The sequence below is a fragment of the Paenibacillus helianthi genome, from assembly GCF_001909055.1.
GTDB lineage: Bacteria > Bacillota > Bacilli > Paenibacillales > Paenibacillaceae > Paenibacillus_AQ > Paenibacillus_AQ helianthi.
Genome location: NZ_LVWI01000002.1, coordinates 248,484 through 268,215 on the forward strand (window position 1 = coordinate 248,484; position 19,732 = coordinate 268,215).

Genomic DNA, 19,732 nt, shown 5'->3' on the forward strand with positions numbered 1-19,732 from the left:
AACCACTCCTTAAATACGGAATTCGTATTATACCAGATAAGTAACAGCAATGCCTTGCTCATCCACATATTCAACAACGGTTTGATAGGTCTGCAGGTTGATGAACAACTTACAATACTTCTCACCTTGTTCCCATAACAACCGGACCTCATCCGTTGCCGCCTCAAGCACCTGGAACGTTCCTCCGAAGGCACTGTAAGTATTGCGGAAGCGAATCAGCTTCATTAGCCGCTTCACAACATCCCGTTCAAGCCCTTCCTCAATTTCCTCCAGGGTATAATTATGGCGGTTGATTTCGCGTCCTTCACCCGTCAGGGTTACCTGCTCCAGATCATTGCTGCCGGCCAGCAGACCCACATAATAGACCTGCGGAATACCTGGTGTGAAGAATTGAATCGCTCTTGCAGCGAGATAAGCATCGTCATCTTCATTCAGCGCGCTATAATACGTGCAGCGTATCTGATGGACATCGAATCCGTCTTGCGCCTTATGCTCCTCCGACAGAATCAGACTCAGATTCGCTCCCCTCTCCACACAGAGATCAACCAGCTCCCGCGCTTCCTTCGTGTCGATCAGCTCATCAAGATCCGGCTTAACAGGAATACCGTCGTGACAGTCGAGCATGGTGAACTGCTTATGCGGGCGGGTCTTCAGATAGGAATAGAGTTCCGTATTGGACCTGCCGGTGAGTGCCTCAAGCACCCGGTAAGGCAGGATGAAATCATATATCCAGCACCCGTATTCCGATAACTTGGCTTGGATGCTGTAGTGCGCATGGACCTCGGGCAGCAGCTCTATATCCAGCGAATCCGCCATTGATTTGATCCAGCCGAGAAATTCATAAATCTCCGGCTCCACAAAAAAACAACTGGTTCCCAGCTTCTTGATCACGTACCCGACCGCATCAAGCCTGACTATTTTAACATTTTGTTGCTTGAAGTTCTCAAAAAATAACCGCAGCAGCTCCCGGGTCAACGGGGAATGGACATCGAGATCAATTTGCTCGGAAGGATCTGTTTTGCCAAAGGTTGTCCAGACCTTCTCTTCCTCACCGCTCCCGCTTATAGAAAAGCTTGAATAAGGCAGGGGTCTGCGCAAAAACATCTTCTCAATATCCTCCCGGACAGGCTTACCATTCTCCCAAATCTTGTCCAGAGTTATAAATAAATCAGCATACTCAGAAGCGCGGCCTTTCTTCAGGAAATCCTGAAAATAAGGAGATTGCCTGGATATGTGATTCACCATCAAGTCCACCAGCACATCGAATTCTTCCCCTATCTCCCGGATATCCTCCCATGACCCGAAGCCCGGATCGATTTCCAGATAGGTCAGAGGAGCAAATCCGCGGTCCCCGGAGGAAGGAAATGGCGGGAGGATGTGGATTCCGCCTTCGAAGAGGCCGGTGAATTGTTTGCGCAGCACCTGATGAAGCTTCTTCAGGTCCCCGCCCAGCGAATCGGGATACGTAATCAACTGTACTTGATTCTTCAGTGTCATCTGAAACCTCCTACAGGTTAAATTGTTGTTTGATTTCTTCCAGAGTTGGCAGATTCACTACCGCACCCATGAATTTTAGCTTGTACGCGCTGACGGCAAAGCCGAGCTCCAGTGCCTCTCTGAGGGTATGCCCCTTGACGACAGCCGCATAAAATCCGGACCAAAAGGCATCACCTGCTCCCGTCGTATCTTCAATTTCGGTAGCTTTGGTATCGAACGTCAACGTTTCTATGCCGTTCGATACCATTGCCCCTTCTTTGCCCAAGGTCATCACCACCAGCTTGGCGCCAAGCTCCAAGAACCTCCCGACCTGTTCAGCCGGAGTACCTGGCCCAAACAGACGCTCTGCATCATCTTCCGAAGGTTTGATAATATCAACTTTGGGGATGATAGATTTGACATAGGAGACACCATCTTCACCCTTCTGCCAAATCAAGGGGTGATAGTTCGGATCGAAGCCAATCAGCAGCTTATGTTTTTTTGCTATCCCGATAACCCGTTCAACCGTATAACGCGATGGAACTCTCGAGATCGGCCAGCACGAAAAGTGGACAATTTTGGAATGGATCAAGGCTTGTTCCAAAGCATCATTGTACACCAATTCGCTATCCGCTCCGCGGTAAAAGATCGGAATGGGCGTTTCCTGACTCTTCGTGATCACCACCATGCTGGTAGATTCATCCACCCGCTGGACTCCGCTGGTATCTATTCCTGCCCTTTGCAATCCCTTTACCAGAAAAGCTCCAAGACCATCCCGGCCAACCGCCGAAGCCACTTGAGACCGGATGCCAAGCTTATTCACATTGATGGCAATATTGGAAGGTGACCCTCCAAAAAATCTCGTATATCCGTTGCATTCAAAAGCATCGCCATAGTCATTAGAAATCATGTCAACCAGAAGTTCTCCAACCGTTAACACATCATTTGCTTTATCTTCAAAGGGTATTGCCTCACCGAGATTAAACACACGTACTCCCCCTAAAACTCCAATATCCTTTCGTCATATACATTCTATTGCTTCTGCATACGCAATACTTCAAAAAAAACGTTCTTTTTTTTCAATTCAAAGACAGATCACTGGAACAGAGCCAGTGCTTACGGATTCAGAGCTCTTGCCATAGCGTTGATATAGTCCTCTCTGGCACGCCGGCTAATCCCGGCGGTTGGAACGGCGTGCTCAAAGCCATGATAACCGCCGGGATAGAGATGAAATTCCACGTCGACGCCGGCCTGAGCCAATCGGGTGACATATTCGATCGTTTCGTCGCGAAACGGATCAAGCTGTCCGACGCAGGTATAAGCGGGAGGCAGATCAGACAGATTATCCGCCCGGCTGGGTGCAGCGTAAGGAGAAGTATCTCCGCCGGCAGGTCCGCCAAGATACATCTCCCATGCGGCCAGGTTATTCGCCCGGTTCCAAACCGAAGAATGTGTAATCTCATGGCTGGAGAGCGTATCATTGCGATCGTCAATCATCGGATACAGCGGCATTTGGAAGCAGAGGACAGGACCTCCTTTATCCCTCGCCATTAATGCCAGGGCTGCGGCCAGTCCTCCTCCTGCACTCGCTCCGCCGACTGCAATTCGGGCCAAATCGACATTGAGATCATTGTTAATATCGGCCAGCCACACTAACGCCGCGTAACTATCCTCAATGGCTGCCGGGAACGGATGCTCAGGTGCAAGACGGTAGTCGGGCGAAACGACGACACAGTTGGCTGCTATAACAAAGCTTTCACATAACGCATCATCCCCACTGGGATGGCCAAGCACATATCCTCCGCCATGGGTCCAAAGAAGAGCTGGTAGTGCATTTTCATTTCTCTGAGCCGGTTCGTAGATTCTAACCAGCATTTGGTATGAACCGGCAACGGACAGAGATCGTTCTGTAATACGAACGTGTTCCGACTTTTCCGCAGGGTATTGAATATATCCTCTGGCAGAATCCAGATCACCCGGCAAATGAAGTGGCGGCAATTCTGCAACCCCTTGTTTTAACTCTGGAGCCACTCGGTTCATAAAATCCATCTACGTTTCCTCCATTATGATTTTTTAGTTGAATCCAGTCTTTCCTTTTTCAGAATTTGCTTCAAAACTTGCAGTGGTGCCACTCATTCGGCTGATAATTCATCTCCTACCGATTTGTTTTATGTCGTATCACGTTCGATAAGAGTCACCGGGAACGTGTTAACCATAGAAATTTCTTTGCCTTCGATTTGCTGAACAATCAACTGAATGATAGAGTCGCTCATCTCCTGAATCGGCTGTCTGACCGTGCTAAGACGCGGTGAGATCAGTGAAGCGATCTGAACGTCATCGTAACCTACAATTTTGATCTCTGAAGGAATATCCTTCTTCATCAGGTAACAAGCTTGAATGACCTCTGCTGCAATCACGTCACTGCTGGCGAATACTCCGTCTATTTCCGGATGCTCTTGAAAGTAAGCGATCATTGCAGCAGAGTTCCGGGTGAGCTTGCTCCCTTCAGCATCCAATTGCAATTGCAGCGGCTCTAAGCCTGCGCTCTCCACCTCAGCTTCATATCCCTGCCTTCTCTGGGCAGCGAGCAACGAACGATGCTGGGGACCGTCTATTCCACGATAAATGAAGACAGGATGAAGGCAGCCCTTGTCGATTAATAATCTCGCGGCGAGTTTACCACCTGCTAAATTGTTCGAGGTGACCACAGGAATATCCTCCGAAATCACGCGATCGAATGAAACAATCGGCAGGTTCAAATGTAGATAATGCTGGACATCCAGCACTGCACTGCCCATGATGATGGCATCCACTTGATTCTTTTTCAGCATCTCAATGTATTCCATTTCTTTGGAGACATCGCGGTTGGAATTACATAACAATAGTTTGTAACCCTTATGATGCGCGTAATATTCAAGATGGTAAGTAAGTTCAGCAAAAAAAGGATGCGAGATCGTCGGTATGATCAGACCGATCATATTCGATCTTTTTCTGAACAAGGCCCGGGCCATTTCGTTCGGCTGATAATTCATCTCCTTCATCACCCGGTAGACCTTTTCCTTCGTCTTTTCACTGATATAACCTCTATTATTAAGTACTCTAGAAACGGTATTAATAGAAAGCCCTGCTTTTTTCGCGACGTCTTTAAGATTCGGCATATGTACCACCTTGTTTTTAAATCCAATTTATATTTGAATTCTGCGCGTATTTCAGCAGTTCATTTGAATGCGCATTCATTTCTATTGTCACTTTATGATAACCGGTTAACATTTTTATGTCAACCGGTTATCATAAAGGAAAAGCCGAATGATCTAAGGCCAGTAAAAAGAACAACCATTCTAATCAAATGGCTGTTCTTATATTAAACCTGAAAAGTATGAAGTTAACCGGATGCATTTATATTCTGTTCTAATTGCAGGGCCGGATCGGCTTCTAACGTTTCAATCTTCACCCGGTGAAATTCCGCTGCACCCTGACTTACGAATATGGCAAGCTTCCCCTGCTGAATGTCGTACATTCTGGCACTCATCGCCACATCTCCGTTAACATAAATTTCGCAAATCGTGCCGTCTATAAACACTTTCAGCTCATATTCCTGTTCCGGCAGCAGCTTGAGCGGACGTTCGAGCTCCACATCATAAGGGAAGGTTTTACCTCCTTCTTCAGATTGCATAATCGGCCCACGGAAGGTAATTCGGCTACGCTGGGGCTCCAGCGTGATATAGTAGGCAAAATCAAGAGTTTCGCCTGCCCGAAGCATGAATCCCAGACCTTGGGTTGATCCCGAGAAACATACCGTTGTAGAGATCTTGCACTGATCAGGCAATTCCTCCTGTGTGATACAACCTGCAAAGGCATAAGGAGATTCACAGAGCAGCCCATCGTCTGTGATCGCCCAATCTCCGGCGATTCTCTGAAAGTTCGCGGGTACCTGTTGGGCAAATGCAGAGTCAACCGTTGCAGGCACGTTCACACCAAGCGTTCCGTCTGAACGTTGAATGATTTCATGTACAATCATATTACCGCCCCAATCCCAGGTATCATAATCCTTGCCTGGAGATTTTGGCGGATTCCAGCCGAACAGATCGTCATCCTTAGTCGGATTCCAGCCGAACAAATACCGTTTCTGCCCATCGGATACCGATTTGGCCGCATAATAAGCACGCCCATCAAAAGCCTCTTCCTGCGGAGTCATCCACGGCCCTTTTAAAGACCGGCTCATCCGGTAAAAGGTCCCGAAACGCCCCGTATACGAAGAATAAATCAGATACCACCAATCGCCCATGCGGAACAAGTCCGGGCATTCATGTGCGCCTACATGCAAGTTCGGTGCGTACAGCGGCTCACGGTACTCCCAATGCTTGAGATCCTTGGACGATAGGAGACCGGTGCAGCCTTTCCGGTTCGTTGGTCCTTTTGCCAGGGCTGCAATCAGCATCCAATATTGGCTTTCTTCTTCATTCCAAAATACAAAGGGATCACGCCAGTCTGCCAGCTCATAAATTTCACCATCCGGACCAAAAGTGTCTTCAGGAATCGGTTCCCATGTTTGCAGATCCTTGCTGATGGCGTGGCAGGCCAATTGTTTCCCTTCGGGAAAGATACAATAGAACATGTGATAGACATTGCCCACTTTGAGAATATGGCCGGTCCCGCCTTCGATCTTGCAAGCTCCATCTTCCCTGTAATTCACGAAATCTTTCGTACCAAGCAAATGCCAGCCATGATCGAGGCCTTCCCGGAAGTTACCTCTCCACCCGTGCAGATAGAACAGCTTGAACTCCCCATCTTCGTAATAGGGAATAATGTCCCCTACCCATGCATTTTCCGGACGATAAAAAAATTCCTTCATTAATTTATTCCTCCTGTTCTACACTCTTTCGTAAATACTGGATTCCCCTTTGACATCACCTTGCTTCCCCGGCCTTCCTTTTGCAGTAATTTATTGATCTTGTCAAGCAATAGTGAGATGACATGTGCACTTTCTGCACGGTTTACAAGTTCATGTGGCATGAATAACTGGTTCCCGCGACCGCTGATGAAGCCAAGCTCCTGTGCAGCAGCGACCGCATTTGCAGCCCAGCCGCTGATCGTACCGGCATCTTTGAAATTACTCAAGCGACTAGCAGCAGCGTTCTGTCCTGTGTGGTGCAGATAGGCTTTGTAAATCATGGACGCCATTTCTTCACGACTTACGGTGTCCTCCGGCGCAAAGGTATCCTTGTTTCTTCCGGTGACAATTCCCGCTTCGTATGCTGCGGCAATGGAAGAAGCGTACCACTTCGTGGGTTCTACATCCTTGAATGTAGTTAAGTTCATCCCTGTTATTCCGAGTACACGAGTAATCAAAGAAGCGAACTCAGCTCTGCTTACCTTTTGTTTTGGAGCAAATATTGTATCGCTCACACCCAAGACCATTTGCTTTGCTGCCATCCTTTTTATAACATCATGGGCCCAATAGGAGGCATTCACATCTTCAAATGATTTATCATAAGTGAGGACGGCATACTTGCTGAAATGATTCACCTTGACCGTCCATGTACCGTCCGCGTAGGTTCCACCCAAATATTCCAGTCGGCCGTCATCTGCGACGTAATAAATGCCCGTTAAATCTTGGCGGGAATTCTCCTGTGCACCCAATCTGATGGTGACGGGTTTGGAGAACTTCTCAAGCGTAAGCGCCGTTCCATCGGCCTTCACGATTGACAATTTGAAGTCGTAGACCTCCCCGGTTACAGAGATATCTGCATGATTCTTCTGTCCGGCCCACGAAAGTAATTCTTTGCTCTGCTCTGAAGATAAAGTTCCCATTTCAAAAGAGATCTTCGCCTGTTCAAGCTCGCTGCCCGTGACCCGTGCCTGTAATTCCTTCAATAACTCTGCTGGAACTTCGATCTCCACATCTGTATTTTTAACTTTCAGGGCATTCTTGCCGTCATTTGCCGCGATGGACACCGGAAACATCACTTGCCGCTCTCCCTTTGCCATCTCGAATGACAAACTGTTTTGACTCTCAGGTTTGCTTGCCGGAATCACAGGCTGATTCGGAGGACTGGTTGGGACAGCTGTATCGGTTGGATCAGTTGGACCACTTGGATTAGTTGGGTCAGTTGGACCGGCAGGGCTAGTTGGATCAGTTGGGTCGGTCGGTTCATTCGGATTCGTCGGATTCTGTACCTTAACCGGCACATTGAAATCATCAACGTTAATATGTCCGAAATCGCCTGTGGATTGGTCAACCATCTTAATGTAAAGCTTCTGGCCGATATACTGTGATGCATCCCAAATCTTCCGTTGATACTCCTCATAGTTGGTGGCGGTTTCTTTAAATAGTTCTTTCCCGTCCGATGCCCGGACCAGCGCTACATACAGCTTATCGATATCACGCCCGCCGCTGACCAGGAAGTTGATCTTGCCGTTCCCGCCAAGGACGAAATTCTGCGATTTCATTGTTCCCGTTAAGCTGTCTCCGCCGGCTTCCTCGTTGAAGCCCCACAAATGATAGCCGCCTGGAATTTTATGCGAAGGATTGAAGTAGATCGTGTCCCAGAAAAACTGCGCATCGGTCACATGGATATCCTGGAAAGCATCTCCTTCTGTAATCCAACCGGTTAAGTCTCCTGTGGCAAAATCATGATTGGGCAGATCTGTAATATCGGTATACACTGAGTTATCCCAATTGTCAGGCACATCGACTGGAGCCGCCGGCTCACCCGTCAAGGCATTCATATTCCATACTTCCATCGACTTGACCGTTATATCCTTGTCGGCCCAGACCTGTAAGCCCAAGGAGTCGTATCGGCCTACATAGACGCGTGTTGTTAGCTTTTTCTTATCATTGGCAAAAGCTTCAACAACCGAGCGGTCCAGGAATATATGAAGCTTCAAGTTCTCTCCGTCCAGATCTACGTATCCGCCTTGAATACCGTCCACGCGCACATCCGGATCAATGCTGCTCTTGGTCCGGTCCACATTGAACGTCCCATTTGTTTTGTCATAGTAAATCAGCGTTTCCTCCTGGCCGTTCTCGGAGCGCCGCACTTTAAGACCGAATTTCTGGGCTTCACCCGGATCAATTTCCATCACGATCTCCAACATGTCGCCTTTGACACTCCGGATCAACTGATTGGCGGCGGCCAAATTTTTGTCCGAGAAATCAACCACCTTATCTCCCCTGAGACTTTGCAATTCTTGAATCGGTTCAATACGCAATTGATCATGCTCATCCAAGCTTAGGGAAACTGGCAGTGCCAGATTATGAGCCCAACCGGCTTGATATTCGGCTTGCGGTGTTCTTACATTCTGCACCATGGAGTATACGACTGTTCTACCGTCAGGTGTAACCATACCGCTCTCTGCGGTTAAATAGCCGTCGCCCACATCCATTTTAGAAGGCGCATCCTGATCGGGAATAAACTTGAAATGATCCCGGTCCCAAGTACCAATCCAGTAAAAAACCTCAACATCTCTTTGCACATCGTTCGCCGGAGGCACTTGCTCCGGTTTCTCATGGGGGTTAACCATAAAAATATACTTTTGCTTGCCCGTGCTATCCTTACCTAACGGCAGTAATACCGGCAGTTCCCATACGGTACCGAGCTCCGGATACAGGCTTCTGTCACTTACGTATAAAGGCCCCTTATACTCCCAGTTGTACATATCGCCCGAAACATACACCAAAGCTGTGCCGCTGCTGAAGTCTTGAAGACCGGAAGTGACTAACTGATACCACTTGTCTGTCTCTTTGTCATACCATACAAACGGGTCCCTGAACTCGTTATGAATACCGTTTCCATTCTGCTCTGTAACTGGTTCAGGATATTTATCCCATTGCTCTAAGTTAGGGTCCGACAAATCAGACGGAGTCGCCAGACCTGTTCTTTGGTTCGGTGACAAAGAGTCATTGCCGGCAGTGTAGAACAGAACGGGATTGCCGTTTCGATCATAGGCTGCGCTGCCTGACCATGTACCGTCCGGATCAAGCGTGCCTGCTTCAGGGGCAAGAGCCGGTCTCACATTTTCCCAATGTACCATATCATCGCTCACCCAATGTCCCCAGTGGATCTGATGCCAGTATGGACCTTGCGGGTTATGCTGATAAAATAAATGGTATTTGCCTTTATAATAAATGGGTGCATGTGCTTCATTCATCCAGTTTTGAGGAGGCATCGCATGGTACTGGGGACGATGCTGATCACCATCAAACACACTAGGATCCTCATCAATGTCGCCATTTGGAATTTGTGGAACCGAACCGCCATGAAGTGTCTTCACACTCTCATATTCAGCAAGGATCTCCTGACCCGTAAGTGCTTTGTTCTGCAGCTTCACTTCATCGATGAGTCCGCAGAACATATTGTAGGAGAACAAGCCCGCAAACTCTACAGGTCTATTGTTTTTCCCGATCATCAGATTTTCCATAGAAGGTGTAATTGGAACGTTGACAGGGGTCGCCTCAGAAGCTACTTCCTGACCATTTAAATATAATTTAATGATTCCGTCCTTTTTGTCGAACGTTGCCGCTACGTAATTCCACTTGTATTTTTCGAGCGGATGATCTTTGACCCATACCTGAATCCACTGGCCGCCAATCCCGACCTGCATCGACCATGTTCCGTGCCGGTACATGCCAAGTGCGAATCCTTCTGCTTTGTCCTGATCGGACTGGCTCACGATTCCAGACAGCTTTTTTCCGTCCCCCCATTCGTAGCTGCGCGGAGCGACCCATGCTTCAAGCGTTAACGCGTCGCTTACAGGAATGGTATCCTTTGCTTTGACCTCAACATCATTCGAGTATCCATCGAATAGCAAGGCACCTCCTTTTACTCCGCGTGAGGTCCATCTTGGATCCTTCGAGGCCATATATCTGGCGTTATTAAACACATAGTTCACGTCATGTTCAAGATTACTTACTTCCTCCAGTGCCTTCTTTCCTGTGCCTTCATCAAAGTTCATATAAAAAATGTTACCCGTACCATGAGCTTGAAAAGCATCAACAGCAATACTGGCTTGATTGGATTGATCGACAACCTTAACATAGAGCCTCATATTGTAATGCTCCTGCATTTCCCAGGAAATCTTCTCATTCGCACTGACATCCCCGGTCTTCTCAAGTAATGTGTTAGTGCTGGCATCATATAATGCGACGTAGGCTTCCTGCGGATTATCGATGCCTACAACAGTGAAGGTGATCGTTCCGGTTCCCTGAAGCTTAAAGGTATTAGACGTAATAGAACCCTGACCTTCCAAGGTAGACTTGGCAAAGAAGCTACCCACTTTGCCGGTCCCTGCTTCATTAGTGACTTGAAAAGCATTACCTTCAACGGCCCAGCTCTCTAAATTTCCGGTTTCAAAACTAGGATTCTGGATTTCCGTCGGCACAATATTATCCGCCATAACTCCTTCTTCGGGTACAAGTTCATTGAAGGTATTGAAGGCGTCGGCAAAGAGCAGTCCCCAATCCGAGGCTGCATGATCCACGATTTCTAGATACAGCTTCTTTCCGATATACTTCGAGAGATCGGTTTTATATTGCTCCATATTCGCGAGTCTGAGGCCCTGTGCCGGATCCGGAAACCCGGACTCGTTAAATTCGGTATTTCCGTACCTGGCTATCAAGTCTCCGGTATCTGCATCGACAACACTTACATAGGCCTGCTCCGTATGCTTGCCTCCGCCCAGTCTGAAGGTCATCCAGCCTGTGCCGCCCAGCTCGAAGGTGCTGGATCGAAGCACACCTGTTGCAGCTTCGGCGTATTTCCAGCCGTTTAAATGGAATGTACCTTCCTGGTTGTACGGGATTTGTTCTGTCCACCAGGTGGTTTCGTCCGATACACTGTCTGGACCAAACGCATCACCTTCCACAACGGTCCATCCTGTCAAATCTCCGGTTTCAAAGCTTGGATTCTGGACTTGATAGCGTTGGAAATCCGGCTTAATATCTTTGGCAACAATGCCTTTGGCTGGCTCGGATTCATGGTACATCAAGAATGCGTCCGCAAAAATCAATCCCCAATCGGAGGTTGCATTATCGACGATCTCCACATACAGCTTCTTGCCCAAATTGACGGAGAGATCCGCCTTATACTGCTCCATATTGGCAAGCCGTAGACCCTGAGCGGGGTTCGGAAAGCCGACGTCGGCAAAAGCACTATTGCCATACCGGGCAACGACTTGTCCCGTCTGGGCTTCTACGATATTCACGTATACTTTGTTAGGGTTTTTCGCACCGCCAAGCTTGAAGCTGATCCAGCCGCTGCCGCCCAGCTGGAAGGTGCTGGAACGAAGCACGCCGGTCGCAGCCTCGTCATGCTTCCAGCCGTTAAGATGATAAGCACCTTCCTGATTGTACGGGATTTGTTCTGCCCACCAAGTGGTTTCGTCCGATACACTATCTTGACCGAACGCTTGGCCTCTGACAACCGTCCAGCCTAACATATCCCCAGTTTCAAATCCTGGATTCTGAATTTGATAGACCGCATCTGTAGCTGATAATTCCAAACCATCCCTTGGCGTTTGATAGACTGTATCCGTAACTGTTGAGCCTATTTCTACCTTTGGAATAGTTGCTTCCAGGGTTCCAGCTTCGGCTGCGGCCGGGATTCCGGAAGCTGCAAGCTGAAGAACCATCGCCCCTGCAACCATTCTGGAAATCCAAGGTTTTCTGCCTTTAACTTTTCTCATTCAAGAGCCTCCTTCAAACCTAATTTCGAGATGCTCTCCTTATACAAGGACGAATAGTTAAGATGATGAAAGGAGAGATACCAAATAAAGCGCTTCCAAATCAAAGGAATGTAAATCTTCTTGATCATTTATTCCCTGAGCCAGATGGCAAGAAGCGCCATAGCGCTTCTGCTACCAAATGGACTGCATATTCCATATTTCCATAGATTTAATAAGCGGTTCTCCATCTCCCCAGATCTCCAGCCCCAAGGCATCCTTACGGCTCGGATATACCCGGGTCGTCAGACTTTTCAAACCGTTGGCATAGGCTTCGACCATGGAGCGGTCCAAATAGATGTGAAGCTTCAAATTTTCCCCCAGCAGCTCCAGCTTACCGCCTTGAACCCCACTGCACTTTTCACCCGGATGCCGTGTCGTTTTTGTCCGGTCTACCCAGAGCTTAGCTTCGTTAAAATCATAATACAGCAGCGTTTCTTCATCTCCATCCGGTGTACACCGGACTTTGATTCCTAGTTGTGTAGTATGGCGGGGCTCCAGTTCCACTTGAATCTCAAGCATGTCACCTCGAACATCTTTTAGCGACAGATTAGCCTCAGCCAAGGAATTGTCACGAATCGATAGACGTTGAGTACCGCGCAGAGACTGGAGCTCCTGAATAGGCTCGATTCCCAGCCGTCCGTCCTCCCTCAGATAGACACTTAACGGCAAGCCGCCATTATGGGCCCAGCCCGATTGATATTCAAGCTCGGACGTCCGGTCGCCTTGAGCTATGGTAAATATGATTTTTCTGCCGGTCTTCGGATCTACCATGCCGCTCGGTCCGGTGAAATGGAAATCTCCGACGTCGATCAGTTCCGGCTCTTCTTGATCTGGAAGAAATGAAAGATTGTGTGTATCAAGCTGTCCAATCCAATAGAATACCTCGACATCGGCTCCCTTTCCCACGGGACTGACCAGTAGAAGATGTTTATGTTGACCCTGTTTGTCGGTACCCAGAGGAAGAAGCACAGGAAGTTCCCAGATAGGCCCAAGATAAGGGTACTTCTGAATATCTGCTTGATAAAATGGTCCTTTGTACGTCCAATTCAGCATATCCTGTGAGGCAAACCCAAGCGCTGCTCCACCTTCGCCTTCGATCCCCGATCCGACCAGTGCAAACCAGCCGTCATCATCCTTCCAGACAAAAGGATCACGGAAATCTCCGAATGCGCCTATTCCCTGCTTCTGTACAATGAGCGGCTCAGGATGTTTCACCCAATGAACCAGATCCGGGTCTCCATCCTGAGCATAAGTGCTCCGCGCAAGCGCAACACTCTGATTCGGTGAAGCACTGTCATTTCCCGCCGTAAAGAACAAGACAGGCAAGCCGTCTGCATCATAAGTCGCGCTCCCCGACCAGATACCGTCCGGTGCCAGCTGATCCTTAGCGGGTGCCAGGGCTACAGGAAGATCACGCCAATGTACCAGATCTTTACTTACCCAATGTCCCCAATGGATATGATAAAAGAACGGCCCCAATGGATTATGCTGATAGAACAAATGATATTGCCCGTCAAAATAAATCGGCGCATGAGGTTCGTTCATCCAATGAGCAGGCGGGCTGACATGGTACTGCGGTCTGTGCCGATCCGTCAGCAGAGGTGTGCGGTCCAGCTTGATCTCGTCATATGGCACGCGCGGATGGACGCCTCCATGTGCAGAGTCCAGCACATGCTGATAGGAAGCAGCCACTTCCTCTGCACTTAAGGCCCGGTTATAAATCTTCAGCTCATCGATAATCCCGCTGAACATCTGAAGGCTGAAGACTCCAGCCAGCAGGCTGCTGTGATTATTCTTGCCGATGAGCAGATCCGTGCCAAATGCTTCAGCAAGACGGGAACCGCTCGGCAAATTCGTCGAAGCGATTTCACTGCCGTTCAGATACAGTTTGATTGTGCCAAAGGTTCCATCAAATACAGCATTCACGTATGACCATTCGTTCTTGGGCAATTCATAGCCGTCTGGTGACCAGAGTTCCCTCCAGTCTCCTCCTTCCAGCCCAACCTGGAAGGACCAAGACCCGTGCCGGAACATGCCTAGCAGATAACCTTGCTTGCGCTCCATATGGTGGCGGTTCACAATGGCAGTCAACTTACCTTCATATCCCCAATCATAGAAGCGCGGCGCTACCCATACTCCGATACTTAATGCTGACGCGGATTCCTGATCAAGTTGTGTATCTTCTTCATTGACAGAATGGACAATAGAAGTGGAGTAACCGTCGAACAGGAGTCCGTTTCCCGCTACTCCGGGTCTCCACTGCGGACCGGACTGTTCAGTAAACTCCGCTTGATTAAATACGTACTGAATGTCATCCCGGACCTCAGATACGCTCTCCAGAGTACTTGCTCCGGTACCTTCATCAAAGGCCCAGTGCATCACCAATCCTTGATCACCGTTTATGCGGCTCATGCATCATTCCTCCCTTAGTTCTATTCTGAGACACCCTCCGGAATTTGGATGGATTTAAGAATATGGATCTGAAGCGAATCCAATACCACTTGCCGTGATTGCGTGCTTACTTCAACCTTTTCAATTGGAGCATCAGGGAAAATCTGATCCGTCAATGTAACCAAGCCATGATCTGCGTACACTTCAACCGCATTGCGGTCCAGCCAGATCTGCAGCTTGATCTTCCCATTCTTAGATACCCGTCTGGCACCGTGCTTGTTTGCGAATGAAGGATGGAAATCAGTCACACCTGAGTTCGAGCGGTCGATGAATAGCCATTGCTGAACTGGATCATATCCGATAACAATCTCACTCCGCCCAGAAGACTTCAGCCTAATATGAACCTCTGCACCGGAACTGATATCGATATCCGCTTCTATTTCCAGCAGATCTTCATTCATTTTCTGTATAAAAGAGGACGCTGAAGTAACTGTGATTCCCTTCCAGCCCATTGATTCTTTGCGTAGCTGCTCTATTTCCCGGACAGGCATTTGGGACAAAGACACATTCCCGCTTTGCTTCGTCAGTGACAAGACGCGAGGCAGAGTCATGGCACCTCTCCAGGAACCGGTAGGTGTCTCGTTGGCATATTTCCAGTTGCTCATCCACCCGATAATCACACGGCGTCCGTCTTGCTCAGGGATATCCGACCAGGTAACTCCCGCATAATTGTCTCTACCATAATCCAGCCACAGGATATGATCGGCCGGATTGTCATTAATGAACGTATTTCCGTCGAACTCCCCGATAAAATATTGCGTACGTGATCCTTCGGGACAGCTTGGATGATCTCCGATGCTTATGAGGAGTACCCACTTGGAAAGACCGGTGTCATCAATCGGCAATTCAAACAGATCGGGGCATTCCCAAACACCGTCATGCGAGCCTTCTTCCTTGCCGAATTCTCCTGTCAGCGACCATTCACGCAGATTTTCAGATCCATAAAATTTAGCACGGTCTCCCGCAACAAGTACCATAACCCACCGTTTACTTTGCGGATGCCAGAACACCTTCGGGTCCCGGAAGTCCACTATATTCTCCTCAGCAAGTACAGGATTGCCCGCATATTTTTGCCAGGTTTGACCTTTATCGCTGCTGTAGGCTAAGCTCTGCCGCTGGCGCGGCTGGCCAGTAACTGGACTTGTATCCGCATGGGTAAAGATCGCTATCAATCCATGAGAATCTTCGAACAAGCCGCTGCTATTATTCCAGTCCACTACACAGCAACCGGAGAAAATAGCTCCATGTTCATCCGGGAATAAGGCAATAGGCTCATGCTGCCAGTGAACCAGATCTTCACTTATGGCATGGCCCCAGTGCATCGGACCCCATTTATTGCTATAAGGATGATATTGATAAAAGAGATGATAGCTTCCCTCATAATAGACTAATCCGTTGGGATCATTCGCCCAGTTGGAGGGTGGTGAGAAATGAAACCCCGGTCTGAAGCGCTCATCATTATACTTTTTAGTGGACTCTATCATCCGGTTAATCTCCTCTGTCGTCGGCATGGACCCAAGAGCCCCCTTTCGAGTGGTAACTAACGCTCCGCCTGCGTTGGCAAATGTCAGCATGCTTAGGATCTGTTGGTTGGTCAGATCATGCAACGCACTTCCGGCTTCTAGAATTTTGTACAACAGGCAGCCCAGAAAAGCATCGCCGGCCCCTGTCGTGTCAATGGTCTTGACTTGAAAACCCGGCACATATCCATCCTGACCAGCTAAACGGTAATAGCAGCCTTTTTCCGCCAAAGTGACGACGATTAGTGTAATACCATATTGTTGCTGGATTTCTAGTGAACCTTGTTCAACATCGCTGGTACCGGTTATAAAGGAAAGCTCTTCTTCCGATATTTTCAGGATATCGGCATAATTCATGCCCCAAATAACATTCTGTCTGGCTTCCTCCTTGCTGTCCCATAACGCAAACCGGAGATTAGGATCGAATGAGAGCAAAATTCCTGTTTCCTTAGCCTTAAGCACTGCCGTCTTTGTTGCCGTACGGGCAGGTTCATGGGTCATGGACAATGAGCCAAAATGTAGAGCCCTGCAGCTTTCAATCCGGTCAAGCGGGACATCCTTCGAGTGTAAGAAGGTATCTGCTCCTGGCTTTCTGAAGAAACTGAATGACCGGTCTCCTGTATCATCCAGATGGACAAAGGCCAGCGTTGTACTCGCTTCATTTGTAAAAGAAACTTCTGACACATCCACACCGCTGTCTAGCAGGGTATTGTGCAGCAAGGAACCGAATTGATCCTCCCCGACCTTGCTAATGAGTGCAGATTTGGCTCCTAACCGGGATAGCGCAGCGGCCACGTTAGCCGGAGCCCCTCCTGGATTACATTCAAATTGCTCGTTCCCCCCTGCTGTACGACCTGCTGGAGTAAAGTCTATTAAGACTTCTCCGATAGCGATAACATCAAGCACAGCTTCTCCCCACCTATCATCTATTTATTTTTTTAGATTTGCGTTATAGCGATCCAGTCCGGTCTGATAGATCTTCATCAATTCGTTCAGACCCATCTTATCCAGAGTCTTCAGATAGTTGTTCCACCCTTCATCTGCACCGCCATCAACAATAAATCTACCTCTTTGGGTATTTACATATTTAATCAGTTCCGGCTCAATCTTATTGATTTTGTCCAATTCCTCCGGTTCAAAGAAAATACTTGGATAATTTTCCTTTTCCATGTAAGGATCGTAATATTTCTCTAGATCTTTAGCACGCTGCTGGGCCCGTGGCTCCAGATCTACAACTTTCCCCAGATCCTGGATGGTAATAACGCCTGGTCCACCTGCGCCTGGTGCAACTTTTTGACGGAATTCACCTGCAGAGGCTCCCTCAGGAAGCGGCAGATTCACCAATTTTCCGTTTTCGTCTTTCTTGAATACAACATCCAGCGGGCCCCAGTGGATTTGGGCAGCCATGTAAGGTTCGTACTGCTGATCGATCCAACGCATGGTGATTTCCGGATTGCTGTTTTCTTTTGTAATCACAAAAGCCCCGCGGCCCGGACCACCGCCATTAGCACGTCCAATGATTTGATCACCCTTCGGTCCCTTCAGCGGAGACAGCAGAACATAATCCTTACTGCGTTCGGTTCCGACAACCTCTTCAATTTCCCACCAGATATAAGATCCAAGCGTCTCATCCGTTGTTTTACCTTTTGCCAGATACTGTGCTGCATCCTGGGTGAAGGATTCCGGATCAATCAAGCCCTGTTTATACCATTTTTCATGAAAATAATTAAGAGCTTCCTTATATTCAGGCTGAGTTGCGGTAAAAATAACTTTCCCGTCGCGGACGACACGGTGCTCCAGATTATCCGGAAGTCCGAATGCCCCGAAGATCCCGGCAATATCCATACACCACTGCATGTGCATAAAGCTTAATGGGATTTCATCCTGCTTACCATTACCGTTCGGATCCTTTGTTTTAAAGGCAAGTAGAGCTTCCGTGTATTCATCCAGTGTTTGCGGTACTTTCAGCCCCAGCTTATCTAACCAGGCTTTATTGATAACGTGAAAGAAGGGATTGGTTCCGAGGTTGTTCTCTTCCCATGACGGCAGTCCGTAGATGTGCCCATCTGGCGCTGTAATTGATGATTTGATGTCAGGCCGGCGGTCGAGAAGCGCTTTCAAGTTAGGCGCATATTGATTAATTAAATCTTCCAGAGGAATAATGGTTCCGTCTTTGCCATAATTAATTAGCTCGTAATCGGTAAATCCAGCTCCGTAAAAAGCATCCGGCAAATCTCCACTAGCGAGTAACAAGTTTTTCTTTTCTGTATAATCAGTATCTGGGATGTTCTCCCAATTGATCTTAACGTTTGTTTGCGCTTCTAGTCGTTTGAAAATTTCCATTTCCGAATATTCCGGTGCCAATGCAGCCTTCGGAGATACCATTCTTAACGACACTGCTTCTTTAACAATCGGAAGACCGGTTTTGTTGAACTTCGCTTCTTGATCCGGACTTTTAGCCTGATTCTTTGAGCCGTTACCGTTTCCTGAACATCCACTTAACGCAAATGCTCCGGCCAGCACTAGAATCCCCGCACCCTTGAATAAAGATTTCATTGTAAATAACCTCCCTTGAGTTCATCCCACAAGATAATTACACATTGCTCTTTCTTTGCATTTGTCTGAATGCTGCTGTACATCCCCCCCTTCAAGCACCATGTCAAAATCAGCCCTTGATCGAGCCAATCATCACGCCTTTAACAAAGTACTTCTGAAGGAAAGGATACAATATGAGCAGCGGCAGGCTGGATACCATGATGACACCGTATTTGATCAGTTCGGTAACGCGCATCTTCGCTGCATAGGATTCTACATCAAGCATCATGCCAGAGTTGACCTGATTCTGAACAAGAATGTTGCGAAGCACCAGTTGGAGCGGATATTTACTTTCATCGTTCAGATAGATCAGAGCGTCGAAGAAACCATTCCAGAAGCCAACAACATGATACAGCACCATTACAGCCAGGATGGACTTGGATAAAGGCAGGACGATGCTCCAAAAGAATCTTGTATTGGAACATCCATCTATAGATGCCGCTTCCCACATTTCATCCGGTATGGACGACTGAAAAAAGGTCCTCACGATAATTACATTGAATACACCGCCTGCTCCGGGAATCACAAGTGACCAGATCGTATTCAGCATATGAAGATCCTTAATCAGCAAATAGGTTGGAATCAGCCCCCCACTAAAAAACATAGTAATCAGCAGAAACCACATAATTACAGATTTTCCTGCCAGATCTTTACGAGCTAACGGGTAGGCCGCAAATACAGTCACCGCAACTCCAATTAACGTTCCCAGAGTCGCATATAAAATTGAATTGGCATAACCTATCCATATGGACGAATCACTGAAAATCCGCTCATACCCATCCAGCGTGAAGCCCTTAGGAAACAACCAAACTTCACCTGAGTAGATATAATTAGGATCACTGAATGATGCAATCAGTACAAAGTACAACGGAAATAATACGAGCAGCATAATTACGGTCAACAAAAGATAGTTGATGATGTCAAACCATGCGTCTCCTCTGCTCTTTCTCTTCAATAATTGATTCAAT

General features: G+C 48.0%; 10 protein-coding genes. All 10 read right to left on the reverse strand.

Translation table 11 applies throughout. From position 1 onward, the window contains the following. Nucleotides 1-27 precede the first annotated feature (27 nt). Nucleotides 28-1,497: a sucrose phosphorylase gene (gtfA, locus tag A3844_RS03855; RefSeq protein ID WP_074102381.1), complete on the reverse strand. Its 1,470-nt coding sequence runs from the start codon at nt 1,495-1,497 to the stop codon at nt 28-30. Between the two features lie 10 nt (nt 1,498-1,507). Next, complete coding sequence (locus A3844_RS03860) at nt 1,508-2,464, reverse strand: carbohydrate kinase family protein (RefSeq protein ID WP_074106674.1); 957 nt, start codon at nt 2,462-2,464, stop codon at nt 1,508-1,510. A gap of 128 nt (nt 2,465-2,592) precedes the next feature. Beyond that, a complete protein-coding gene (locus tag A3844_RS03865; RefSeq protein ID WP_074106675.1) occupies nt 2,593-3,525 on the reverse strand; it encodes an alpha/beta hydrolase in 933 nt (310 codons plus the stop codon). A gap of 119 nt (nt 3,526-3,644) precedes the next feature. Continuing rightward, a complete protein-coding gene (locus A3844_RS03870; protein ID WP_074106676.1) occupies nt 3,645-4,634 on the reverse strand; it encodes a LacI family DNA-binding transcriptional regulator in 990 nt (329 codons plus the stop codon). A gap of 224 nt (nt 4,635-4,858) precedes the next feature. Further along, a complete protein-coding gene (locus A3844_RS03875; protein WP_074106677.1) occupies nt 4,859-6,328 on the reverse strand; it encodes a glycoside hydrolase family 32 protein in 1,470 nt (489 codons plus the stop codon). Continuing rightward, the gene (locus A3844_RS33335) at nt 6,328-12,159 is read right to left on the reverse strand and encodes an S-layer homology domain-containing protein (protein WP_083606674.1); all 5,832 of its coding nucleotides are present in this window, start codon (nt 12,157-12,159) and stop codon (nt 6,328-6,330) included. The genes A3844_RS03875 and A3844_RS33335 overlap by 1 nt, the downstream gene beginning before the upstream one ends. A 171-nt stretch (nt 12,160-12,330) precedes the next feature. Beyond that, nucleotides 12,331-14,610, reverse strand: a complete 2,280-nt coding sequence (locus tag A3844_RS03900; protein ID WP_074106678.1) for a GH32 C-terminal domain-containing protein — start codon at nt 14,608-14,610, stop codon at nt 12,331-12,333. 20 nt (nt 14,611-14,630) lie between these two features. Beyond that, the gene (locus A3844_RS03905) at nt 14,631-17,075 is read right to left on the reverse strand and encodes a PfkB family carbohydrate kinase (protein ID WP_074106679.1); all 2,445 of its coding nucleotides are present in this window, start codon (nt 17,073-17,075) and stop codon (nt 14,631-14,633) included. A 24-nt stretch (nt 17,076-17,099) separates the two neighbouring features. After that, on the reverse strand, nt 17,100-18,725 hold the full coding sequence (locus tag A3844_RS03910) for an ABC transporter substrate-binding protein (RefSeq protein ID WP_074102387.1): 1,626 nt from the start codon (nt 18,723-18,725) through the stop codon (nt 17,100-17,102). 109 nt (nt 18,726-18,834) lie between these two features. Further along, nucleotides 18,835-19,731, reverse strand: coding sequence for a carbohydrate ABC transporter permease (locus tag A3844_RS03915; protein WP_074085590.1), 897 nt, complete (start codon nt 19,729-19,731; stop codon nt 18,835-18,837). Nucleotide 19,732 lies beyond the last annotated feature (1 nt).

Bases quoted from the DNA above. Each gene is read 5' to 3' on its own strand.
- gtfA (WP_074102381.1), bottom strand. From the start codon at position 1,497: ATGACACTGAAGAATCAAGTACAGTTGATTACGTATCCCGATTCGCTG.
- A3844_RS03865 (WP_074106675.1), bottom strand. From the start codon at position 3,525: ATGGATTTTATGAACCGAGTGGCTCCAGAGTTAAAACAAGGGGTTGCA.
- A3844_RS03870 (WP_074106676.1), bottom strand. From the start codon at position 4,634: ATGCCGAATCTTAAAGACGTCGCGAAAAAAGCAGGGCTTTCTATTAAT.
- A3844_RS03875 (WP_074106677.1), bottom strand. From the start codon at position 6,328: ATGAAGGAATTTTTTTATCGTCCGGAAAATGCATGGGTAGGGGACATT.
- A3844_RS33335 (WP_083606674.1), bottom strand. From the start codon at position 12,159: ATGAGAAAAGTTAAAGGCAGAAAACCTTGGATTTCCAGAATGGTTGCA.
- A3844_RS03900 (WP_074106678.1), bottom strand. From the start codon at position 14,610: ATGAGCCGCATAAACGGTGATCAAGGATTGGTGATGCACTGGGCCTTT.
- A3844_RS03910 (WP_074102387.1), bottom strand. From the start codon at position 18,725: ATGAAATCTTTATTCAAGGGTGCGGGGATTCTAGTGCTGGCCGGAGCA.